The sequence below is a fragment of the Halosimplex carlsbadense 2-9-1 genome (genome assembly GCF_000337455.1).
Lineage (GTDB): Archaea > Halobacteriota > Halobacteria > Halobacteriales > Haloarculaceae > Halosimplex > Halosimplex carlsbadense.
This window is the reverse complement of record NZ_AOIU01000043.1, coordinates 64,226-83,526: the sequence shown is the minus strand read 5'-3', so window position 1 is coordinate 83,526 and position 19,301 is coordinate 64,226. Positions and strand designations below refer to the sequence as shown.

At 62.7% G+C, this 19,301-nt stretch carries 22 protein-coding genes; 10 read left to right on the top strand and 12 right to left on the bottom strand.

Annotated elements, in window-relative coordinates; all coding sequences use genetic code 11:
- Positions 1–3: 3 nt before the first annotated feature.
- The 3 genes from C475_RS18900 to C475_RS18890 form a co-directional block, all read right to left on the bottom strand.
- Positions 4–1,017, bottom strand: coding sequence for a patatin-like phospholipase family protein (locus tag C475_RS18900; RefSeq protein ID WP_006885494.1), 1,014 nt, complete (start codon positions 1,015–1,017; stop codon positions 4–6).
- A complete protein-coding gene (locus C475_RS18895) occupies positions 1,010–1,873 on the bottom strand; it encodes an SDR family oxidoreductase (RefSeq protein ID WP_006885493.1) in 864 nt (287 codons plus the stop codon). Before C475_RS18895 ends, C475_RS18900 begins: the two co-directional genes overlap by 8 nt.
- A gap of 84 nt (positions 1,874–1,957) precedes the next feature.
- Positions 1,958–2,710: a proteasome assembly chaperone family protein gene (locus C475_RS18890; protein WP_006885492.1), complete on the bottom strand. Its 753-nt coding sequence runs from the start codon at positions 2,708–2,710 to the stop codon at positions 1,958–1,960.
- A gap of 209 nt (positions 2,711–2,919) precedes the next feature.
- On the opposite strand from C475_RS18890, the gene C475_RS18885 reads away from it, so the two are divergent.
- From C475_RS18885 to C475_RS18875, 3 genes are all read left to right on the top strand, one after another.
- Positions 2,920–3,648, top strand: coding sequence for an NAD(P)H-hydrate epimerase (locus C475_RS18885; protein ID WP_049930968.1), 729 nt, complete (start codon positions 2,920–2,922; stop codon positions 3,646–3,648).
- A gap of 61 nt (positions 3,649–3,709) precedes the next feature.
- A complete protein-coding gene (locus C475_RS18880) occupies positions 3,710–4,918 on the top strand; it encodes an MFS transporter (protein WP_006885490.1) in 1,209 nt (402 codons plus the stop codon).
- Positions 4,919–4,980: 62 nt separating this feature from the next.
- Positions 4,981–6,231 (top strand): MFS transporter, encoded by a 1,251-nt coding sequence (locus tag C475_RS18875; RefSeq protein ID WP_006885489.1) that lies wholly within the window; start codon positions 4,981–4,983, stop codon positions 6,229–6,231.
- A 52-nt stretch (positions 6,232–6,283) separates the two neighbouring features.
- Here C475_RS18875 and C475_RS18870 read toward each other — a convergent pair whose 3' ends face one another.
- The 4 genes from C475_RS18870 to C475_RS24035 all read right to left on the bottom strand — a co-directional run bounded on the left by C475_RS18870 (position 6,284) and on the right by C475_RS24035 (position 8,199).
- Positions 6,284–6,628: a thioredoxin family protein gene (locus C475_RS18870; RefSeq protein ID WP_006885488.1), complete on the bottom strand. Its 345-nt coding sequence runs from the start codon at positions 6,626–6,628 to the stop codon at positions 6,284–6,286.
- A gap of 94 nt (positions 6,629–6,722) precedes the next feature.
- A complete protein-coding gene (locus tag C475_RS18865; protein ID WP_006885487.1) occupies positions 6,723–7,499 on the bottom strand; it encodes a sulfite exporter TauE/SafE family protein in 777 nt (258 codons plus the stop codon).
- A gap of 10 nt (positions 7,500–7,509) precedes the next feature.
- Positions 7,510–7,893 (bottom strand): winged helix-turn-helix transcriptional regulator, encoded by a 384-nt coding sequence (locus C475_RS18860; protein WP_006885486.1) that lies wholly within the window; start codon positions 7,891–7,893, stop codon positions 7,510–7,512.
- Positions 7,894–8,025: 132 nt separating this feature from the next.
- Entirely contained in the window at positions 8,026–8,199 is a 174-nt protein-coding gene (locus C475_RS24035) for a DUF7331 family protein (protein WP_161625219.1), read from the bottom strand.
- A 125-nt stretch (positions 8,200–8,324) separates the two neighbouring features.
- Here C475_RS24035 and C475_RS18855 point away from each other — a divergent pair, with 125 nt between their 5' ends.
- The 5 genes from C475_RS18855 to C475_RS24990 all read left to right on the top strand — a co-directional run bounded on the left by C475_RS18855 (position 8,325) and on the right by C475_RS24990 (position 13,484).
- Positions 8,325–8,774 carry a hypothetical protein gene (locus C475_RS18855; RefSeq protein ID WP_049930966.1) on the top strand — a complete coding sequence of 150 codons (450 nt, stop codon included), beginning with the start codon at positions 8,325–8,327 and terminating at the stop codon, positions 8,772–8,774.
- 90 nt (positions 8,775–8,864) lie between these two features.
- Positions 8,865–9,422: a carboxymuconolactone decarboxylase family protein gene (locus tag C475_RS18850; RefSeq protein ID WP_006885484.1), complete on the top strand. Its 558-nt coding sequence runs from the start codon at positions 8,865–8,867 to the stop codon at positions 9,420–9,422.
- A complete protein-coding gene (locus tag C475_RS18845) occupies positions 9,423–10,415 on the top strand; it encodes a sulfite exporter TauE/SafE family protein (protein ID WP_006885483.1) in 993 nt (330 codons plus the stop codon).
- Positions 10,416–10,536: 121 nt separating this feature from the next.
- Positions 10,537–11,082, top strand: coding sequence for a peroxiredoxin family protein (locus tag C475_RS18840; protein ID WP_006885482.1), 546 nt, complete (start codon positions 10,537–10,539; stop codon positions 11,080–11,082).
- A 311-nt stretch (positions 11,083–11,393) separates the two neighbouring features.
- On the top strand, positions 11,394–13,484 hold the full coding sequence (locus C475_RS24990; protein WP_006885481.1) for a halocyanin domain-containing protein: 2,091 nt from the start codon (positions 11,394–11,396) through the stop codon (positions 13,482–13,484).
- Positions 13,485–13,549: 65 nt separating this feature from the next.
- Here the strand turns inward: C475_RS24990 and C475_RS18830 are convergent, their stop codons facing one another.
- From C475_RS18830 to C475_RS18810, 5 genes are all read right to left on the bottom strand, one after another.
- Positions 13,550–13,939: a helix-turn-helix domain-containing protein gene (locus C475_RS18830; protein ID WP_049930987.1), complete on the bottom strand. Its 390-nt coding sequence runs from the start codon at positions 13,937–13,939 to the stop codon at positions 13,550–13,552.
- Positions 13,940–14,040: 101 nt separating this feature from the next.
- Positions 14,041–14,856: an ABC transporter ATP-binding protein gene (locus C475_RS18825; protein ID WP_049930964.1), complete on the bottom strand. Its 816-nt coding sequence runs from the start codon at positions 14,854–14,856 to the stop codon at positions 14,041–14,043.
- Between the two features lie 5 nt (positions 14,857–14,861).
- Positions 14,862–15,659, bottom strand: coding sequence for an ABC transporter permease (locus tag C475_RS18820; protein WP_006885478.1), 798 nt, complete (start codon positions 15,657–15,659; stop codon positions 14,862–14,864).
- The gene (locus tag C475_RS18815) at positions 15,646–16,701 is read right to left on the bottom strand and encodes an ABC transporter substrate-binding protein (protein ID WP_049930962.1); all 1,056 of its coding nucleotides are present in this window, start codon (positions 16,699–16,701) and stop codon (positions 15,646–15,648) included. Before C475_RS18815 ends, C475_RS18820 begins: the two co-directional genes overlap by 14 nt.
- 133 nt (positions 16,702–16,834) lie before the next feature.
- Positions 16,835–17,266, bottom strand: a complete 432-nt coding sequence (locus C475_RS18810; protein WP_006885476.1) for a hypothetical protein — start codon at positions 17,264–17,266, stop codon at positions 16,835–16,837.
- 265 nt (positions 17,267–17,531) lie between these two features.
- Here C475_RS18810 and C475_RS25450 point away from each other — a divergent pair, with 265 nt between their 5' ends.
- Together C475_RS25450 and C475_RS22555 are read left to right on the top strand one after the other, a co-directional pair.
- Entirely contained in the window at positions 17,532–17,684 is a 153-nt protein-coding gene (locus C475_RS25450) for a DUF7837 family putative zinc-binding protein (protein ID WP_006885475.1), read from the top strand.
- A gap of 476 nt (positions 17,685–18,160) precedes the next feature.
- On the top strand, positions 18,161–19,228 hold the full coding sequence (locus C475_RS22555; RefSeq protein WP_082223366.1) for a two-component system sensor histidine kinase NtrB: 1,068 nt from the start codon (positions 18,161–18,163) through the stop codon (positions 19,226–19,228).
- Positions 19,229–19,301 lie beyond the last annotated feature (73 nt).

The following is a 19,301-nucleotide window of genomic DNA, read 5'->3' as shown; positions in this document are numbered from 1 at the left end:
GGGTCAGCGGGCAGCGAGAAACTCACGGGCACGCTCGGCACCCAGCTCCCGCAGCTCGTCGAGGAAGGCCGGATCGCGGTCGACTTTCGTCGAGCAGTGGAAGCGTTTCCCCATCTGGATGCGACGCACGTCCGTCCGGACGAACTTATCCGCGGGGAGCGTTCCGTCCTCGACCCACTCGTTGACCCGCTCGATGAAGTGCAGCTCTTGGTTGAGCGAGATGTTTCCCGAGAGTTCGTTCCGGCGGTCGGCGATCACTTCGGTCGTCGACGGTTCTCCCTCGAACTCCTGGGGATTGATCTGAACGACCCACAGTTCCTCGGGCTTGCGGTCTGGGGGGAGGCCCATCAGGTCGTTCACCGGCGGGTTCTGCGAGAAGAGACCGTCCCAGTGGAGATGGCCGTTGATCTCGACCGCCTCGAAGAGGTTCGGCACTGCGGCCGAGGCCAGCACCGCGTCGACGGTCACCTCCTCATCCACGAACGTCTCGAAGACGCCGGCGTTGACATCCACCGTCCCGACGACGAGTTCGGGCGCGTCCCTGCCACACAGGTCCGGGATCCCCTCGAAGTCGATGTGGGTCTCCAGTATCTCGCGGATACGCTGCTTGCCGGTCTCGGGACCGGGGACCTGATACGGGCTGACGGCGGGCAACGGGACGCCCGCGCTCTCCATCCGCGACAGCGACGTGACGACGGCGTTCGTCCACCGGTCGCTCGGACCCGACGCGGCCAGGTCGTCCCAGACGCTCCCGACGATTTCCCTGGCCCGTTCCGGCCCTTCAGTGACGAGTCCGTACCAAACCGCCAGCGCGTTGAACGCGCCACCGGACGTCCCGCTGATCCCGACGAGTTCGTATCGGTCGTCCCACTCCTTCAAAAGTTCCCGGAGGACGCCGCAGGTGAAGGCGGTGTGACTGCCGCCGCCCTGACATGCGATCGCGACGCGAGTCGGTTCGTCGGCTGTCGAGGAAGCGTTCACCCCGTCGTCGGTTCCGCCCGCGCTCGAATCACTCATACGTGTGAGTGTATCCGCCGTCGAACAGCAGGTCGGCACCGTTGAGATGGCTCGCGTGCGTGGAGAACCCGAAGACGAACAGGTTGGCTACCTCTGCGGGGGCCATCATCTCCTTCGTGCGCGCCTGGCCGAGCATCACGTCTTCGATCACCTCCCGCTTCGAGATCCCGCGCTCGTCGGCGGTGTCCGCGATCTGGTCGACCATCAGCGGCGTCAGGACGTATCCGACGCTCACCGAGAAGCCGCGAAGCGTGCCCTCGCCCTCTGCGGCGATCGCGCGGGTGAGTCCGGTGATGCCGTGTTTGGCCGTGATGTACGCCGGTTTGTCCTTTGTCGCGTAGTGGCCGTGGACCGAGGACATGTTGGCGATGGCGCCGACGCCGTCGTCGGTCCCCCTGATGTGGGACATCGCCGCGCCAGCCATCTTGAACGGCGAGCGGAGCATGATGTCGGTCAACAGATCGTATTTCTCCATCGGGAATTCGGGGATGCTCGCGATGTGTTGCATCCCGGCAATGTTCGCGACGAACCGCAAGTCGCCCTGGTCTGCGGCCGCGTCGACGACCGCCTCGACGTCGTCGTCGTCGGTGAGATCCGTCGGCGTACTCACGAAGGTCCCGTCGACGTCGAACTCCTCGACGATCTCGGTGGTTTCGGCCAGTCCGTCCTCGTCGATATCGGCCCCGACGACGGTGAGACCGTTCGTGGCGAGCGCGACGGCGGTCGCGCGACCGATCCCGGAGGCGGCACCGGTCACGACCGCGACGGTGTCGGGCGAGTAGTACGGGTCCTCGATACGGAGGAAGTCCTCGCGCGCCAGTTCCGGCGCATGCAGGTCGAGTTCGGCGTCAGTCATCGGTGGTCACAGAGACACTACGAGCCTCGAGTGGTTAACTCCGTCTCACGTTGGCGTAACCACCGACGGACGAAGCCGACTCGCTCACTGATACATGTACGACGGTTCGACCATCGAGCTCTCGTTCTGTTCGGGCTCCGACAGCTGTTCAGCGAACGCTCGTTTTTCCGCGCGAATCTCGGCGGCGTGTTCCCGGAGGGAAGCGACGTCGATGTCGACGTCGGCGATCGGTTCGACCGCCCGTTCGAGCAGGACGCAAGCGGCTTCCGGATCGGGAAACTGCACGTCGCTTTCGACGATGAGGCCGAGTGCGGTCGACCCGCCGGTTCGGGCCTCGTTCAGGAGTGCGCCGGTCGGTCCGCTCCACACTCCAGTTTCGACGGGTGGCCCGATGTCGGAATCCCTGAGGATTTCGTCTCCGTCGCCGGTCGAAACGCCGTACAACGCCCGCTCACGATCGAGATTCTCCGGGTCTCCCTGACCGAGGCCGCTCACGTACATCGGGAGCGCGTCGATGTCGTCGAGCAAGCCACTCAGACACCCCGCGAAGTCGGCGACGATATCCGGAGAGACCGGGGTTTCGCTCTGCAGTGCTAGCAGATCGCGCTGTTCGTCGGCGTATATCCGAACGGGCGGCACTACGTCGAACTCGGTCCCGAGATACGCCGCGACCGGGGGAAGCGACGGACACTCGATGCTCGCGAAGTAGGTCATCTCGAAGGCGTCGATCAAGTGGTCGGCGGCCAGTTTGCCGACGAGTCCGAGCCCCGGTAGGCCGTCTACGAACACCGGTCGGTCGAATTGAAGAGTGTCGTCGTGTAGCACCAGATGTGACATACTGAGACATACGGTTCGAAGGAATATAGCGGTCCGGCAGTCGTGCGAGAGGGACTCGAAATCGAACGCACTGCTCCGGCGACGAGCGGCAGCCGAAACGGGAGACCGATCGAACCCCTTCGAGCGAGGTACCGACCGATCCCGAGTTCGCGAGGGGCGGATCGTCGGAACGTTCTTTTGCGCCTGCCGCCGTACCGACGAACGATACGATGGATACCCGCGCATTTCGGGCCGGAACCGAGCGGGCGGTGACTGCTGTAACCGCCGCGGAGATGCGCGAGATCGACCGCGTCGCCGTCGAAGAGTTCGGCGTCTCGCTCCTGCAGATGATGGAGAACGCGGGTCGCAATCTCGCCCGGCACGTTCGCGAAAGCGGTCCCGAACCAGTCGTCGTCCTCGCCGGCAACGGTGGGAACGGTGGTGGTGGACTCTGTGCCGCTCGGCATCTCGCCAACCGGGAACTCGACGTGTCGGTCGTGCTCGACCGGTCTCCAGACGGACTGGACGGTGCCGCTCGCACGCAGTACGAGACGCTCGCGACGATGGGCGTCCGGGTCGACACCGGCGTCGACGCGCTCGTCGACAGGGAAGCGGAGACAGTCGTCGATGCACTCGTCGGATACGGACTCGACGGCCCGCTCCGGGGGATTGCCGGGGAACTGGTGACCGAGGTGGACGGGCTGGACACGACAGTCGTCTCACTCGACGTTCCCTCGGGGATGGTCGCGACGACCGGCGAGCGACCCGGCCCGTCGGTCGACCCCGACCGTGTCCTGACGCTCGCACTTCCAAAGACCGGACTGTCCGAGATCGATTGCGACCTGTCTCTCGGGGACATTGCGATCCCAGCCGGGGTGTACCACTCACTCGATATCCCGTACTCGAATCCGTTCGAGGACGAGTATCGAGTCGATTTGACCCGGATGTCCGAAACATAGTGGCTTACTACTGCGTAAGCGGACGCTTTTGAGACAGCAGCACCCTCATTCAACAGACTCGATGGTTTCCGACAAGTATCGTGTGCTGGTCGTGGTCGCTGTCGCCCAACTGCTGGCGATGTCCCTCTGGTTCAGTGCGACGGCCGCTGCACCGGAACTGGCCGCCGACTGGGGCCTCACTGACACCGAGACGGCCTGGTTGACGATTGCCGTCCAGCTCGGGTTCGTCGTCGGGGCGTTGCTGTCGTCAGTGTTTACGCTCTCAGACATCGTGTTACCACGGTACCTGTTCGCCAGCTCTGCAGTGGCGGGTGCGATATTCACTGCGATAATCGCTGGCTTCGTGAGTACGGGGCCACCGGCCATCGCACTCCGGTTCCTGACCGGTGTCGCACTGGCTGGCGTGTATCCGCCCGGGATGAAGATACTGGCCGGCTGGTTCGAAGGGGGTCGGGGATTCGCTATCGGCGTCCTCGTCGGGGCGCTCACTGTCGGGTCGGCACTCCCGCACTTGCTTCGGGCCGCCGGTGGCGTCGGCCAGCCGACGGTCGTCCTCTTCGGTGCTGCGGGACTGGCGACGGTCGGCGGAATCCTGATCTTGTTCGTCGAGCCGGGACCGCACCAGGCACCGGCAGCACCGTTCGATCCGAGTGCCCTCGGTCGGATCCTCCGCGACCCGCCGACGATGCTCGCGAACGGCGGGTATTTTGGTCACATGTGGGAGTTGTACGCCGTCTGGACCTGGATCCCCGTGTATCTCACGGCGAGTCTCGCCGCGAGTGATCCCGGAGCGTCCGCCGAACTCGCGTCGCTGGTCGCGTTCGGGACGATCGCAATCGGCGGTGTCGGTGCCGTCGTCGCGGGCTACGGTGCCGACCGCGTCGGTCGCACCTCGGTCACGAGTGTAAGTATGGTCGTCAGCGGGCTCGCCTGTCTCGGCGCCGGATTCGTCTTCGGACAGTCACTCCTGATACTTGTCCCCTTCGTGCTGGTCTGGGGGGTCGCGATCGTGGCGGATTCGGCGCAGTTCTCCGCGGCGGTTTCCGAGGTCGCGGAGGAGTCGTACGTCGGGACCGCGCTGACGCTGCAGACCGCGATCGGGTTCCTGCTGACGACGATATCGATCCAGCTCGTTCCGATGCTCGTGGATCTCGTCGGCTGGCGGTGGGCGTTCGCACCGCTCGCAGTCGGTCCCGCGCTCGGCATCGCGTCCATGCTGCGGCTCCGGCACTCCGATGCAGCGTCGCGTCTTGCCGGGGGACGCGGGTGAGTCAGCAGTCACCGTAATACAGTCGAAATCCTCCGAAATGAGCATGCTTAAGCCGTTCAGGGATGGTCGGTTCGAACGTGAAAGAACGGCTCCCAGGTGGAGAAAACGAGGGACGGCTCGTTCTCGGGGCAGTTATCGTCAGTACGTTCTTCATCGGCTTCGGCGGCGGTGTGATCTTCCCCATCCTGCCGAATCTCGGTACCGTTCTCGGAATCTCTCCGTTTTTCGTCGGCCTCATCCTGAGCGCGAACCGGTTCTCACGGCTGTTCGCGAACGCGCCGGCCGGGAGCCTCGTCGACCGATTCGGAACGCGAAAACCGTTCGTCATTGGGATGTTCGTCCAGGGAATCTCCACGTCCGGCTACGTTATCGCGATGATCGCACCGCTCCCCGCAGCGTGGTTCATGGCTGCTCGCCTCCTCTGGGGCGTCGGGAGCGCGCTCGTCTTCGCGACAGCGTACACCATCGCCGACGACATCAGCGACGGTGGATCCCGGGGGTCGAACATGGGACTCATCAGAGGTGGCGTCCTGTTCGGCTTCCCGGCAGGCGTGGTGCTTGGCGGTCTCGTCAGCGAACTCTCCGGGAACGTCGTCGCCTTCACCGTCGCGGCCGCTTTCGCGTTCTTCGCCAGCGTCGTCGCGTACCTAACGGTGCCCGAAACACACGTCGACGGCGGGGCGAATCAGTCGGTCAAACCGTGGGATATCAATACGAGCCTCCCCGCGCTCACAGTCGGCATGGTGAACTTCGCCGTGTTGTTCGTCTACATCGGGGCGTTGTTCGCGACGCTGGTCGTGTTTATCGGTCGGAACCAACTCAGCGTCTTCGGCTTCGACGCCCAGGGCTCCTCGGGCCTGTTCATGGGCCTCACCGTCGTCGCCGCAGGGGTATCGATGTATCTCGGTGGGTACGTCAGCGACCGGAATCAGTCGCGAGTCCCGATTTTGCTCGCGTTTCTGGGCGTCACGTCGGTCGGGTTCGTGTTGCTCGCGCTCGCGGATTCTGTGGTGACACTGGCCATCGCCTGCCTGTGTGTCGGGCTGGGACAGGGCGGGACCAGCGGACCGCTGATGGCGCTGTTAGGTGACCTCGTCGTCGACGGCGAGATGGGGCGTGCCGTGGGGACGAACAACGTGTTCGGGGATATCGGCGGTGGGTTCGGTCCCATCGTTACGCTCCCGGTCGTCGAGGTCGTCGGCTTTTGGCCCGTCTATCTCGCGTGTGCGGTCATGCCGCTCGTCGCAGCCTCGATTCTCCTGGGTGGCGTCCGACGCGAGACCGGCGACTTCTTCCCGAGCGTCGGCTCCTGACCTGCTGTCCGCTATGGCGTCCACTGCGATCTCCCGGGCGGTACCCCGATAGCTACTCGATCGCTCTGCGGAGGTCGCTCAGTTCCTGCATCCCGACGAGTCGGTCGGTCGGCTCGCCGCCCTCGAAAACGACGAAAGCGGGGATCGATTTCACCTCGTATCTCGCTGCGACCGGTGATAGCGCGTCGACGTCCACCTTCGCGACAGTCGTGTCTTCCTCGGCAGCGAGTTCCTCGACGATGGACTCCATCATCCGGCAGGGACCGCACCAGTCGGCGTAGAAATCGACCAAAACCGTCCCCTCCGACGCGAGGAGGTCATCGAACGCGCGTTCCGATTCGACGTGTCGCGCTGCAGTGCCGGTATCGTCTCCCCTGCGGGCTGGACTGTCTGCCATGCACAGCGGTTCGACCCCATCCGTGATAATGATTCGCGAACCTTCCAGTTAGGGAGTTACCGACCGTTCACCTGGCAACACGGCGAAAAGCCCACTACAGGATACCGACCCCGGCAGCGAGGAGTCGGACGCCGATGACCGAGAGCAAGATTAGGACGGCGGCCAGTTGCGTCCGTTCAGAGGTGACCCGTCGGAGTCTGCCGCCGAGCCTGACGCCGACGAGTCCGGGAACGGAGAGCCCGATCGAGTACAGGAGCAGGTCACCACCGTCGTACAGTCCGAACGTCCAAGCCATTCCGACGCGGAGCCCCGATACTCCGACGAGAATCATCGCGAGGACGCCGACGAACGTCGACCGGTCGAGATCGATGCTATCGAGATAGGCCACGACCTGCACCGCGACGTTCGACAGCCCGAAGATCACTCCAGAGAGGAGCCCGAGTACCACTTTCACCGACGTGTCCCGTCGAACACAGTAGCGCGCGACCGCGCGCTCTCCGGGCAGTACCAGCCACGGTTGCTTGACCGCGACGTACGCCAGCGTGAAGACGCCGAGGGCCGGCGTCAGCAGCGAGGTCCGCACGAAATCCAGCAGTACCATGCCGAGCGCGGTGCCGACCATGGCCGACAGGACGTACGGCCAGAATCGCTCCAGGCAGCGGCTGATCTCCTCGCGGTCGAGGTCGCGTACCAACGAGACGTTCGCGACCAGCATCGGCACGATCATCAACACGACAGCGGTCGAGGGCGACAGGAAGACGGCGAGCAAGGCGGTGCTCGCGATGGCGTATCCGAAGCCGACGGTTCCCTTGACCAGCCCGCCGAACAGGACGACGAACCCGGCGAGAACCAGCGTGGTCGTCGAGAGCACGACTCGGAACTCAGGCCGCCGACCCGTCGTCGGGCTCGTTCAGGTACTGCATTCCCCAGTCCCGCATCGCGTAAATGACCGGCTGGAGCGACTCGCCGTACTCGGTGAGCGAGTAGTGGACACGAAACGGCTTCTCGCTGATAATCTCCCGCTCGACGAGCTGGTTGTCCTCCAGATCTTCGAGACTGTCCGAGAGCACTTTGCTGGAGATCCCGTCGACGTTCTCCTGCAGTTCGTTGAACCCACTCGGACCGTGTTCGAGGAGCCGGTGGACGATGACAGGATGCCACTTCTTTCCGATCAGTGATGCTGTCGTGGTCACGGGGCACCACTCCTCGCCAGCGCACCACACTTCGAGCTTCTCGGTACCGTCCTCATCAGGAAGGTCGTCCATACATTCCGTTCGATGCCCGACTCCTTAATGGTTACTAGTAGAAAGTTGGTTACTATACAAAACCGAACTTCGGTCGAGTGTCTAAAAGCCGGGACTCGCGGTGAAATCGCCGACGGCGAGGTCTGACACAGGTCAGGTCATGAATTCGAGCTCGATTGCGGACGTGGACTGAATCCACGCAGTCTCGTCTTCCTGGTCGTAGATGAGCACTTTGCCCTCTTCGAGTGTCACATCGTCGTATCGCTGGAGTTCGGCCGAATCCGTCCCGACCGTCTGGTATTCGGCTGCTTCGTCAGTGACTGACATCTGTGGGTTACCTCCTACTATTAGCTTACGGGTAGAAACCTAAATACGCTCGCTAACCTGCTTCATAGGGGATTACGTAGGACTCACCAGGTGATTTGATACCCGGGATCGCTCTATCGTTGACTGTGACAGACGATTCAGGCTCTCGGCTGACCCTCCCGGACTGGCGCGGTCGTCCGCTCCTGTACTGGCTGTTGCTCGCGCTGTTGGGTTCGCTCGGGGTCAGAGGGACCCTCGGAGGCGGCCAATTCCTGCTCGTACCCACGGGCGATATCGTGGGGGTGTCGACTGCGAAACTCTCGGGCACACCGTTTCGGGATTTCCTGATCCCCGGTCTGGTCCTGTGTTCCGCCCTGGGAGTCGTCCCGCTGGTCGTGACCGTCGGCGCGTATCGACGGCGGCGGTGGGCGTGGTTCGGGTCGGTTCTCGTCGCGCTCGCGCTGGTCTGCTGGGTGGTCGTCGAAGGGGTCGTCATCGGCTTTGGAGAACGACTCCAGTATCCCAATCTACTACAAGCCGTCGTGATGCTGCTGGTCACTCGAGCGCCGTCGGTCCGAGCGCAGTTCACCGAGTGACACGACTCCGCCAAGTGGGTCCGATCCAACCGGAAGACGGTTACCAGCGTGTGAGATACCGTTAATGGAACTGCGGTCGTAGACAGTCGTATGACCAGACTGGAATTACTCTCGAAAGATGAGATCCCCGAACAGTACCACTACCTCTTCACCGACGACTATCTGGGTGACCGCCACATCTTCCGCGTCTGGGCGCACAACCCGGAGCTCCTGGAGGCCACGCTGGAGTACCTCGAGACGCTCTACGACCAGTTGACGCCGCGAACCAAGGAACTGGTCATCTTGACGGTCGCGCGGGCCCGGGGCGCCCGCTACGAGTGGCACCAGCACGTCGACATCGCCCGCGACAAGGGCGTCGAGAGGGACGAGATGCGGGCGATCGGTGGGCGGGACTTCTCGGGGTTCGACGACGAGGAGTTCGTCCTCCTGCAGTACGCCGAAGCCGTCGCGACCGGAGAGGTTACCGACCAGATCCACGCAGCGCTGGCCGCAGCGTACTCGCCCGGCGAGATCGTCGCCGTCGGGCTGCTGGTCGATTTCTACGTCGGCCTCTGTAACTACGTAGCCGCGGTCGACCTGCCCTTCGAGGGCGGCGAGTTTGTCGGCTGGACGCCCGACGACGAGACTGTCGGTGCACTGTTCGACTGAATGAGACGGAACGTCGTCGGACTCCTGTTGGTAGTCGTCGGTGCAGTGACGCTCGGCGAGCCGGTCGCGGCTGCGGTCGCGTCGGCCGAGGGAGTGGCGCTGTCCCAGCTCGGCGGGGCAAGCTTCGTCGACTCGGCGTTCACTGCCAGATTCCTCGCCCACTGGTGGGTGTTCCCGGCCTCGATCCTGTTTTCGGCGGTCGCCCTGTCCTCCGGCGTCTCCGGCGCGCTGTTTTTTAGTCCCTTCTTCATGCTCGTGGTCGGGCTCACCCCGTCGCAGGCGATCGGTGCGGGACTCCTGACGGAGGTGTTCGGCATGGGGAACGGGCTGCGCTCGTACGTCAAGCAGCGCGTCGTCGACTTCCAGACGGCGAAGTGGCTGTTGCTCGGCGCCGTCCCGGCGGTCGTCGTTGGCGCGCTCGCGGCTCACGTCGTCCCGACGACGGTCCTCAAGGGCATCTTCGGCGTCGGGTTGCTGGTTCTCGGAGCCTTTCTCGTCTACTACGAGTCGCCCGAGCGGTGCGAGCCCGGCGAGTGCGAAGGTGAGTTCCTCCGCGAGAAGAACACGGGCCGGGGGACGACAACCGTCGAAGCGGCGGACGGCGAGACCTTCACCTACGACACCTGTTGGCGGCCGCCCGGCGTGGCGCTGTCGACTATCGGCGCGTTCGTCACCGGCCTCATCAGCGCCGGACTGCCGGAGATCGTCACGACCCAGCTCATCGTCCGCTGTCGGATCCCTCCCCGAGTTGCCGTCGCAACGAGCGTGTTCGTGTTGGCTATCGCCGCTGCCGCCGGCGCAGCTGTTCACGCGCTGACCGCGACGCCGGTCTGGTACGTCGTCGCCTGGTCGATTCCGGGCGTCGTCGTCGGCGGCACCATCGGAACGCGCGTCGGGAAGTACCTCCCCAGCGAGCTGATGGAGACGGGGCTGGGCGTCGTGTTCGGACTCGTGGGCCTGGTCGTGCTCGTGACGGAGTTCCTCGTCGCCTGACCGGTGACAGCGGCCACTGACCGGTTCCTCGGTTACACTTCGGTAGCCGGGTGAGCGACCCCTCCCCCGGTAACCGGAACGTTACAAAATACTGATTGTTTCGACGGGCGATAGTTCGGCCATGTCCTCGCCCGACCTGGACAGTGGGGTCGTCGCACCGGACTTCGAACTTCCGAACGTGGGTAACGGGCCGGACCCGCTCTCGCTCGACCACGTCGTCGACACCGTCGACTTCGCCGTGTTGCTGTTGCTCCGCGACTACCACTGTCCGAAGTGCAAGAATCAGGTACAGACGCTGGCCGAAGAGGCTCGCCAGTTCGCGGAACTGAACGCGGTCGTCCTCCCGATACTGCCCGAACCCGTCGACCGCGCGGCCGACTGGCAGGAACAGTTCGATCTCCCGTTCCCGCTGCTGGCCGACCCCGAGAAAGACATCGCCGACAAGTACGACCAGCCGACCCAGTACGGGAAGCTCGGTGAACTTCACGACATGATCGGGCGGCTCCCGGAGAGCGTGGTCCTCGATACCCGGGGCGACGAGGCCGAGATCGTCTACACGTACGAGGGCGAATCGCCGGGGGATCGGCCCGAAGTCGAGACGCTTCTCGGCGAGATCGATCGCCTTCAGGAGACGTTCGTCTACGACTGCTCCCTCGTCGACTGCTGATACGGATTCTTGCAAGACAGTCCGGGATCGACCGCCTGACTGCGTGCGGTCGACCCGGCAAAAGCTTGCAACAATCCGTCTGAGGCGAGTGGCCGGCTCCCCTTTTTTTATTGTTCCTGGTGGACACGGCGTAGCGACGCCGAACACGTCGCCACCGGTCGGGCGTCTGGGCGACACGACCGCACTCGCACACAGCGACGATATCTTCTATTACTCCGACTGCCCGGGCTGTATAGCCGTTTCCCGTCCGTGCGTCCGCTCGGAGTTCCGGGGCAGACCCATGAGTCCTCTGGGTCACCGTCTACTCGGATATGGATCCCGCACGACGGCGATTCCTCAGACTCAGTGGCATCGCAGCGATCGGTGGTATAGCCGGCTGTTCGACGGAGACAGCGACCGACACGCCCGACCGGGGAGACGACGGGTCGACGCCAGCGCCGACCGCAACGCCGGCCTCGACGCCTACCTCGGGGTCGGGCGGCGCGGAGTTCGACTTCGGCGGCTGGTTGAGCGACACGAGCAACTACGACGGGACGACCGCGGACATGCGCGGCAACGGCTCGGTGACTATCGAGGTGGGCGCCGAGGCCAACGGCGGCGGGTTCGGGTTCGCACCGCCGGCGGTGTGGGTCGACCCCGGGACGGATGTCACCTGGGAGTGGACCGGCAACGGCGGCAGCCACAACGTCGTCGCCCAGTCGGGCGCCGACTTCCGGAGCGGCGACCCGACGAACGAGGGTGGGACGACGTTCTCTCAGACCTTCGACAGCGCCGGGATCGTGACCTACTACTGCAACCCCCATCGCGGGATGGGGATGAAAGGCGCAATTGTCGTCGGCGAACCCGAGGAGACCGCGACGACCACCCCGGCGGGCCAGGAGTACGGATTCCAGGCGGCGAGTTTCGACGCCTACTGGTACTCACTGTACAATATGAGTACCAACATCGCGATGAGCGGCAACGGCGTCCCGTTCCCGCTCAACGAGCAGATGGAACAGCTGCAGGCCGAGCGCATGCCGGCGATGCTTGAACACGCCGACGTCGACCGGCCGCCGATAACCGATCCGAACCTCTCGCTGGCGTCGTTCACGGAAGGCGACCCGCACTTCACGCAGCAGCCAGTGCTGGAAGATGACACCGGTCGGCCCGACGCGAAGACGCTCGCTTGGGACAAGAGCAAGTCGTCGCTGGTCGTCAGCCCCTCCTCGGTGGGCTGGACTCATCTCAAGGGCGTCACGTGGGCGAAGAACTTCCAGAACCACTTCGACTTGCTTCCCGGAGAGATCGCGCCGAAATTCCGTGCGCAGTTGCTGTCGACGCTCGCCCAGGTCGGAGTCAACGCCGCGATTCTCGTCGGCGGGTCCAGGGGCAACGGCGCGTTGACCCACGGTGACAGCTTCGAATTCCTCTCGGAGTATCACCCGAGCGAGGGCCGGATCGTCGACGAGACGCGGCGGCCACACCACCACTCGGCGATGCTGTGGTTCCTCTCGGACCTGACCAGCCTCGCGCAGAACGGCTGGTTCGGCTACGTCAATCCGCGGCCGCTGATCCCGAAAGAGGCCGGCGCGGACGGCGTCTTCGACCCGCCGGTCGGTATCCAGGAGATCACCGACGGCGTCGCCCAGGCGACGATGGATCTGTTCGACGCGAGCGAGGTGGCGTCGATGGAGTCGACCCGGTCGGTCGGCGAGATGCTCGGCGCGGTCGGCTACTACGGTCCGCAAGCCGGTGACGATGACCTACGGTCGTCCGCCGCCGACTACGCCAACGCCCTCGCCGACGTGGTTGACGACAACCTTTCCGGTAACGGCCGCGTCGAGAGCGGCGCCGAAAACCAGGCCGCAACGCAGGGTATCGTCGCACAGGGACTACTGTGGGCCTCTCAGATGGACGGCGTCGACCGGAGTGACACGGCGAGCGAGGTCGTCGGCTACATGACCGACGAACTGTGGGACGCCGACGCCGGCACGTTCATGTCGGGCACCGACGACTCGACGTACGCGATCACGGCTCGGGACGCCGGCGACATCACCGGCGGGCTGAACGCCGCCGACGCCGTGCTCGGCCGCTCGGGCGTCCGGGAGACGTTCGCGACGTTCTTCAACCAGACGTTCAACCGCGGGCGGCTCCAGCGGGCCGAGCGCCCGCCCTCCCGCAGCGAGAACGCCGAGCACCCGCTGCCGCTCCCGCCCGAAGCTGGCGGGGAGTTCGGCCAGGCCGCGGTGTACAACGCGGAAGTCGAGTACGACGCCGAGGCCGACGAGTGGTCGGTCACCGACCCGCGTTTCCGGACCGCCGAGGCGCTGTATCTCGCCAACCAGGACATCTGGGTGGGTAACTGGGGCGGCGATTTCTACCAGGGACGTGGCGTCCCCGGCCAGAGCGACACGCCCGAGTAGCACTCCTGTAGGAATCCCACCCCATCCGTTCGAAACGTGCCACGGCGCAGATCGCTGAATCGAACTCAGAACTCGTCGTCGCCGAACCGGTCGATACGCGTGTGGACGTACCTGGTCCACTCGTCCAGCGTCTCGTGCATCAGCTCCTGCGCTTCGGCAAGTGGGGTCGCGGTATACTGGTACACATTTCCACCACCGGGGATGATCTTGTTGTTGCGACTCACGAGCCCCTTCTCGCGGAGCGTCGCCAGGGCACGGTTGACGTTCGACCGATCCCGATTCAGACAGTCTGCGAGTTCTTCGACCGTGCTGTCCGGGTTGTCGAGTAACACCAGATACGCCCTGACCTCGTGGTCTCTGATACCGAACACACAGACAAGAATCTCCTCGAAATCGGGCTCTTCGTCGATCATGAGATCGTGGGACTGCTCGGATACTGGACCGGCGCTAACCATCTTGATCCAGTGGTCGAACGCGAGCAACAAAAACGAATTAGTTACCCTGCCCTCACCGAGTGTCCCGGGGTATATCCGGTGCCGAACTCAGTTGCCAACAGTCAGTTTTCCTCGTCTTCGAAATACGAGAGCACGTCGGCTTTGATTTTGGTGAACGCATCGCCGGTCCGGTCCCGCGGACGCGGGAGGTCAACCGAGATGATGTCGAGGACAGTTCCGGGAGCCGTCGAGAACACGACGATCCGGTCGGAGAGGTAGACCGCCTCCTCGATGTCGTGTGTCACGAAACAGATCGTCTTCTCGGTCTCCGCCCAGATATCGAGCAGTTCCCGATGGAGCGACGTTTTCGTTCGAGCGTCGACGCTGCCGAACGGTTCGTCCATGAGGAGTATTGGCGGATCGACGGCGAGCGCGCGAGCGATGCCGACGCGCTGGCGTTGCCCGCCGGACAGCTCTTTCGGATACGCGTCGGCCTTGTCGGTCAGTCCGACGAGTTCGAGACAGTAGTCGATCCGTTCCTCGGTGGTGAACCCCTCGGGCGGACCGACCTCTTCGAGGCCGTACGAGACGTTTCCCGCGACGGTACGCCAGGGGAACAGCGCGTCGTCCTGAAAGATCATCCCGCGGTCGGGGCCGGGCTCTGTGACCGGTGATCCATCCACGAGGACTGCGCCGTCGGTGGACGCTTCGAGTCCAGCGATGATGCGGAAGACTGTCGATTTTCCCGAGCCCGACGGGCCGACAATCGAGACGAACTCGCCGTGGCCGACATCGAAATCTACACCGGTCAGTGCTTCGACCGGTCCGCTCTCGCTTTCGTAGGTCTTCGAGACACTGTCGACGCGGATCTGGGGATAGTCGCGAGTCCGTGCTTCGTCTGACGTGTCGGAATGGGTGGTCGAGTTCTGTGGAGTCATATCAATCACCGCCAGGCGAGCGTGCGTGCTTCGACGACCTTGATCAGGCGATCCGAGATCAGGAACAGGATACCGATCACGAGCATGTACGCGATGACGACCTGCATCTGGAGGAAGTTCGCGGCGTCCCAGAGGTGTTTCCCGATGCCGGGAACGCCCAGCAGTTCGGCCGCGACCATCACCATCCACGCCTGGCCGGCGGCCGTCCGGAACCCAGTGAACAGCTCCGGCATCGCCGACGGGAGGACGACGCGTCTGATGAGCCCCAGGTCCGACTTCGTGCCTAACGACTGCCCGACTTCGAGCAACTGGTCGTCGACGCCCTTGACGCCGCTCTCGGCGTTGTAGTAGTTGATCCAGAAGGCGACGATGGCGATGATGAACGCGGCGCCGCGGTCGTTCAATCCGAACCAGATGATCGCGAAGGGGATCCACGCCAGCGGCGGGACCGGACGGAGTATCCCGGCGACCGTCCCGACGGAGAGTTCCGCGGTCCGCGACCAGCCGACCAGAATTCCGACTGCCATCCCGAACGCAGACCCAACGAGCAGACCCGGGATGTAGTGACGAAGACTCTGCCAGATGAGCTCGAACACGCGGCCGGACGCCACGTCGGAGACGAGGACAGCGAGGACGGCAGGCGGCCGGGGAAGGAGGTTCTGTGGCGTCACGAGCGCGCCCGCCCACCAAACCAGGACGAAGACAGCGAGCGCGCTGACCTGAATCCCGAGTGTACGACCGCGTTCGAGTCCGAGACCACCGGTCGAGTAGCCGACCGTCTCGGGTTCGCTACTGCCCGCCACCGCTCGCCTCCTCGTAGAAACTGTGGTCGAACACGTCCGATTCCGACAGGTCCGTGTCGACAGAGCCGAGCTGCTGGTGGAAGTCGTTGTACACCAGCGACTTCTCCACGATCCGCCGCGGATTCGAGATGAAGTTCGACGCGGGGGTGTTGATGGCCTTCGTCGCGACGTCCGCAGAGAGGATGTCGGACCCGATCACCTCGCTGGCCATCTCGGCTGCTCGACTCCGGTTCTCGTGGATGAATCCCGTCGCACGGACGTGGATGTCGACCAGTTCCTGAATGAGGTCCGGGTTGTCGTCGACCAGCGACTGGGAGGGCTGGAGGACCGCACCCGGCTGGCCCGGCATGATCTCACCGGCGTATATGAACGGTTTCATGTCGGTATCCGGGTTCTCCTGAAGTATCGTCGGGACCGGTTCGATAGCGCTCCCAGCGTCGGCGTTCCCGCTCGACAGCGTCGACTGGAGCGCACTCGGACTCTGTCCGACGATCTCGATGACGTCCAGATCCAGGCCGAGCACTTCGGTGATCCAGTATCGAAGGAACACGTCGGGAGTGGAACCGGCCGGAAGCGTCGCGAATCGCGGCTTGCGACCCTTGTCGGACCGGAACTGCTCGAAGGCGTCAGGCCCGTGTTCGACCCAGTACGAGCGGAACTCGGAACTCCCAACCATCACGTTCGGTTCGAGTACGTTCGCCGCGACGACTTTCGACGAGACCCCGTTGGCGATGGCGACCAGTCCGGGGCTGATTCCCACGTACGCGAAGTCGATGTTGCCTGAGGCGTACGCCTGGACGAGCGGCGGGCCGCCGCCGAACGTCTGCACTTCGATGTCGGGTTCGAGATCGTCGTACCAGCCCTGCTGGTCGATGACGAAGTACTGCATCATCGGGAAGACGTTCAACGTCCCGAGGGTCAGCGAATCCGGCGCCGATCCGCCATCGCCTCCCAGACAGCCTGCCAGCCCAGCAGTCGCGCCGGCTGTGACTCCACCTGCGGTTCGCAACAGTTCCCGACGAGAGAGTCTTCGCTCAGTCATGTGTCTTATTTGGTCTCAAATCGCATTAGCGCTTTCACACCGAGACAGACTTACCGGTGTCTGTGACGGCCGAAACGGCGGGGATAGTCGATTTTCGGTGTCGAATTCGGAATTCGATCGTCGATATTCAAGTTCACAGGACGCCCAGCTGGAGCCAGACGCCGAAGACGGCACCGTAGATGAGGTGGAACAGAAGAAACATCGCGACCATCGGGACCTCGGGGTCGAGATCCAGGACGACGTTCATCCAGAAGACCGCCGCCCCCACGAACAGGACGAACCCGTACGCGAGTCCGAACAGGACCGCCATCGTCATCGACCCGATGCCGAGACCGATCACGGGAACCGCGACCACGAACACGAGCCCGGCGATGATCCCGTACAGCATGTGCAAGGCCATCCCCTGCATCATGTATTCGTCTGGTTCACCGTCTCCGACGTACTTCGACCAGAATAGTGCCGTCGGGGGCGGCGAATCGTCTCCCAACGTCATCATGAATACCGTCATGACGATCGTCGCGACCAGTCCACCAGCGAGTCCGTTGAGTATCGTGAGTTCTGCCATGTGTGTTTCCTTCGAAGTACATAACCCTTCGATAGTGGGTTACGTATAGTATCCATTCTCTGTCGAGGGTAATAACTGTACGCTGAGTGGTCTGAAATCGAGTTACCTGCACGTTACCCGTGATTCAGTCCTTCTCAATTGATTCAGTGTCAATTTCTGAATTCGAATGGGGTACGATATCAGATGCACAAGCGGCCAACTCTTATTTTTCGACTAGCCCAACCGGCCTTGGGGGCAGATTGTCACACGCTCCCCCCTTGCTTCCATGACATCCGACGGCGATTCCCTCGGTGCTTGCCCACGCTGTGGGACTTCGGTCGGACCCGCATACGTTCTGGTTTCGTACGAACGGTCGGACGACTCTACTAGCGTATTCGCAGAATGCCCCTCGTGCGGTGCCGTCGTGACCCCTGAATGACTGGATTCTCCCGGAAGGAGGTTCATCACTTCGTCATGGTCCGCTACCTCTATGCCGACCAAGTACCGATCATCTGGTTCAAGAACATTCTCTGCACCGCTGGCCAGGTTTCCGCTGGCATCGGCAATAATGTGGCTCCCCTTGGGGAAGTTTATACTATTGAGGCGGCAGCCCGCCGCAGGCGCCGCTGAGTTGATTTCGACTTCGAGTATCTCTAAATCACCGCCGACGGCTTCGATCGACCGGACGCCGCTATCGAGTACCTCGATGATGACGGCACAGGATTCGAATTCCTCGGGATAAACGACGCCGTCGACGAGGTCGTCATACTCTGCTACAGTGTCCGGATTGAAAACCTACATTACTCGACGGAAAATCTACCGAGAGGTCACGTTCCAAGGCTACGGTTGTTCGATCAGGGCCCCAACGCAGTATAGTTTTATATTCGTAAGAACAGAAAGATCAATATCTCGAACATGGTCGAAGAGGGAGACACCCCCGATACGAGAGTCGACGGCACAGGGGGCACCACTGAAATCGAACGACGGTACCAGAAAATCTTCGAGCATAGCAACGACGCCGTCATGATCGTCGATATCGAATCAGAATCGTTCGTCGATGTCAACCCCGCTGCCTGTGAGCTACTCGGATACTCCAGAGCGGAACTCCTCAAGATGGATCCGGCATCAATACACCCTGAAGATTTCGACCGAGTACGAGAGGAGTTCATCAGAGACATCCTCGAAGAAGGAACTGGATTCACCGATGATCTCCACTGTCTCAAGAAGAACGGGCAAGAGATTCCGACCGAGATCTCCGGAGCCGCACTTGATCCCGCGCCCGATGGAGAGCGGTCGAACCGGATGATTGCAATCCTCCGTGATATTTCCGACCGGATTGCACGGCGACAGGAACTGCAGGCCAAAGTCGAGAGACTCGATCGGTTTGCGAGGGTCGTCTCACACGACCTTCGGAATCCGCTTTCGGTCATTCGTGCGAACGTAGAACTCGCACGGCAAAACGATGAACTCGAACGATTAGACAAGGTCAACGAGACTGTCGACCGCATGGACGACATGATGACCAGTCTCCTCCAACTGGCGAAAGAGGGAAATACGATCTCTGATACGACAAAAATAGATCTCGAAGATATCGCTCGTAAATCCTGGGACGGCACATCCACAGACGAAGCAACACTCGCGATCGAATCTTCAGTTTCGTTCCAAGCAGACCCGGAGCGGCTACGTGAAGTACTGGACAATTTCTTCCGGAATGCAATTGATCACAATTCATCGCCGATTTCGATTTCGGTTGGAGCGATCGAACGTGAGTCTGTCAATGGATTCTACGTGGCAGACAATGGACCAGGAATCCCGGAGGCACAACAGGACGATATCTTCGACTGGGGAGAAACGTCAGTAGGCGATGGGACTGGTTTCGGACTCGCTATAGTTACCAACATTGTCGAGGCACATGGCTGGGAGATTTCAGTTACCGATTCCGGTGAGGATGGAACACGATTCGAAATTATCGGTATTAGCTAAAATTCAGTGTGTCCGGTGAGCAAGTCACAGACTCGGCCACCCGTGTTATACGGATAATTCATGTAGTCCGAGG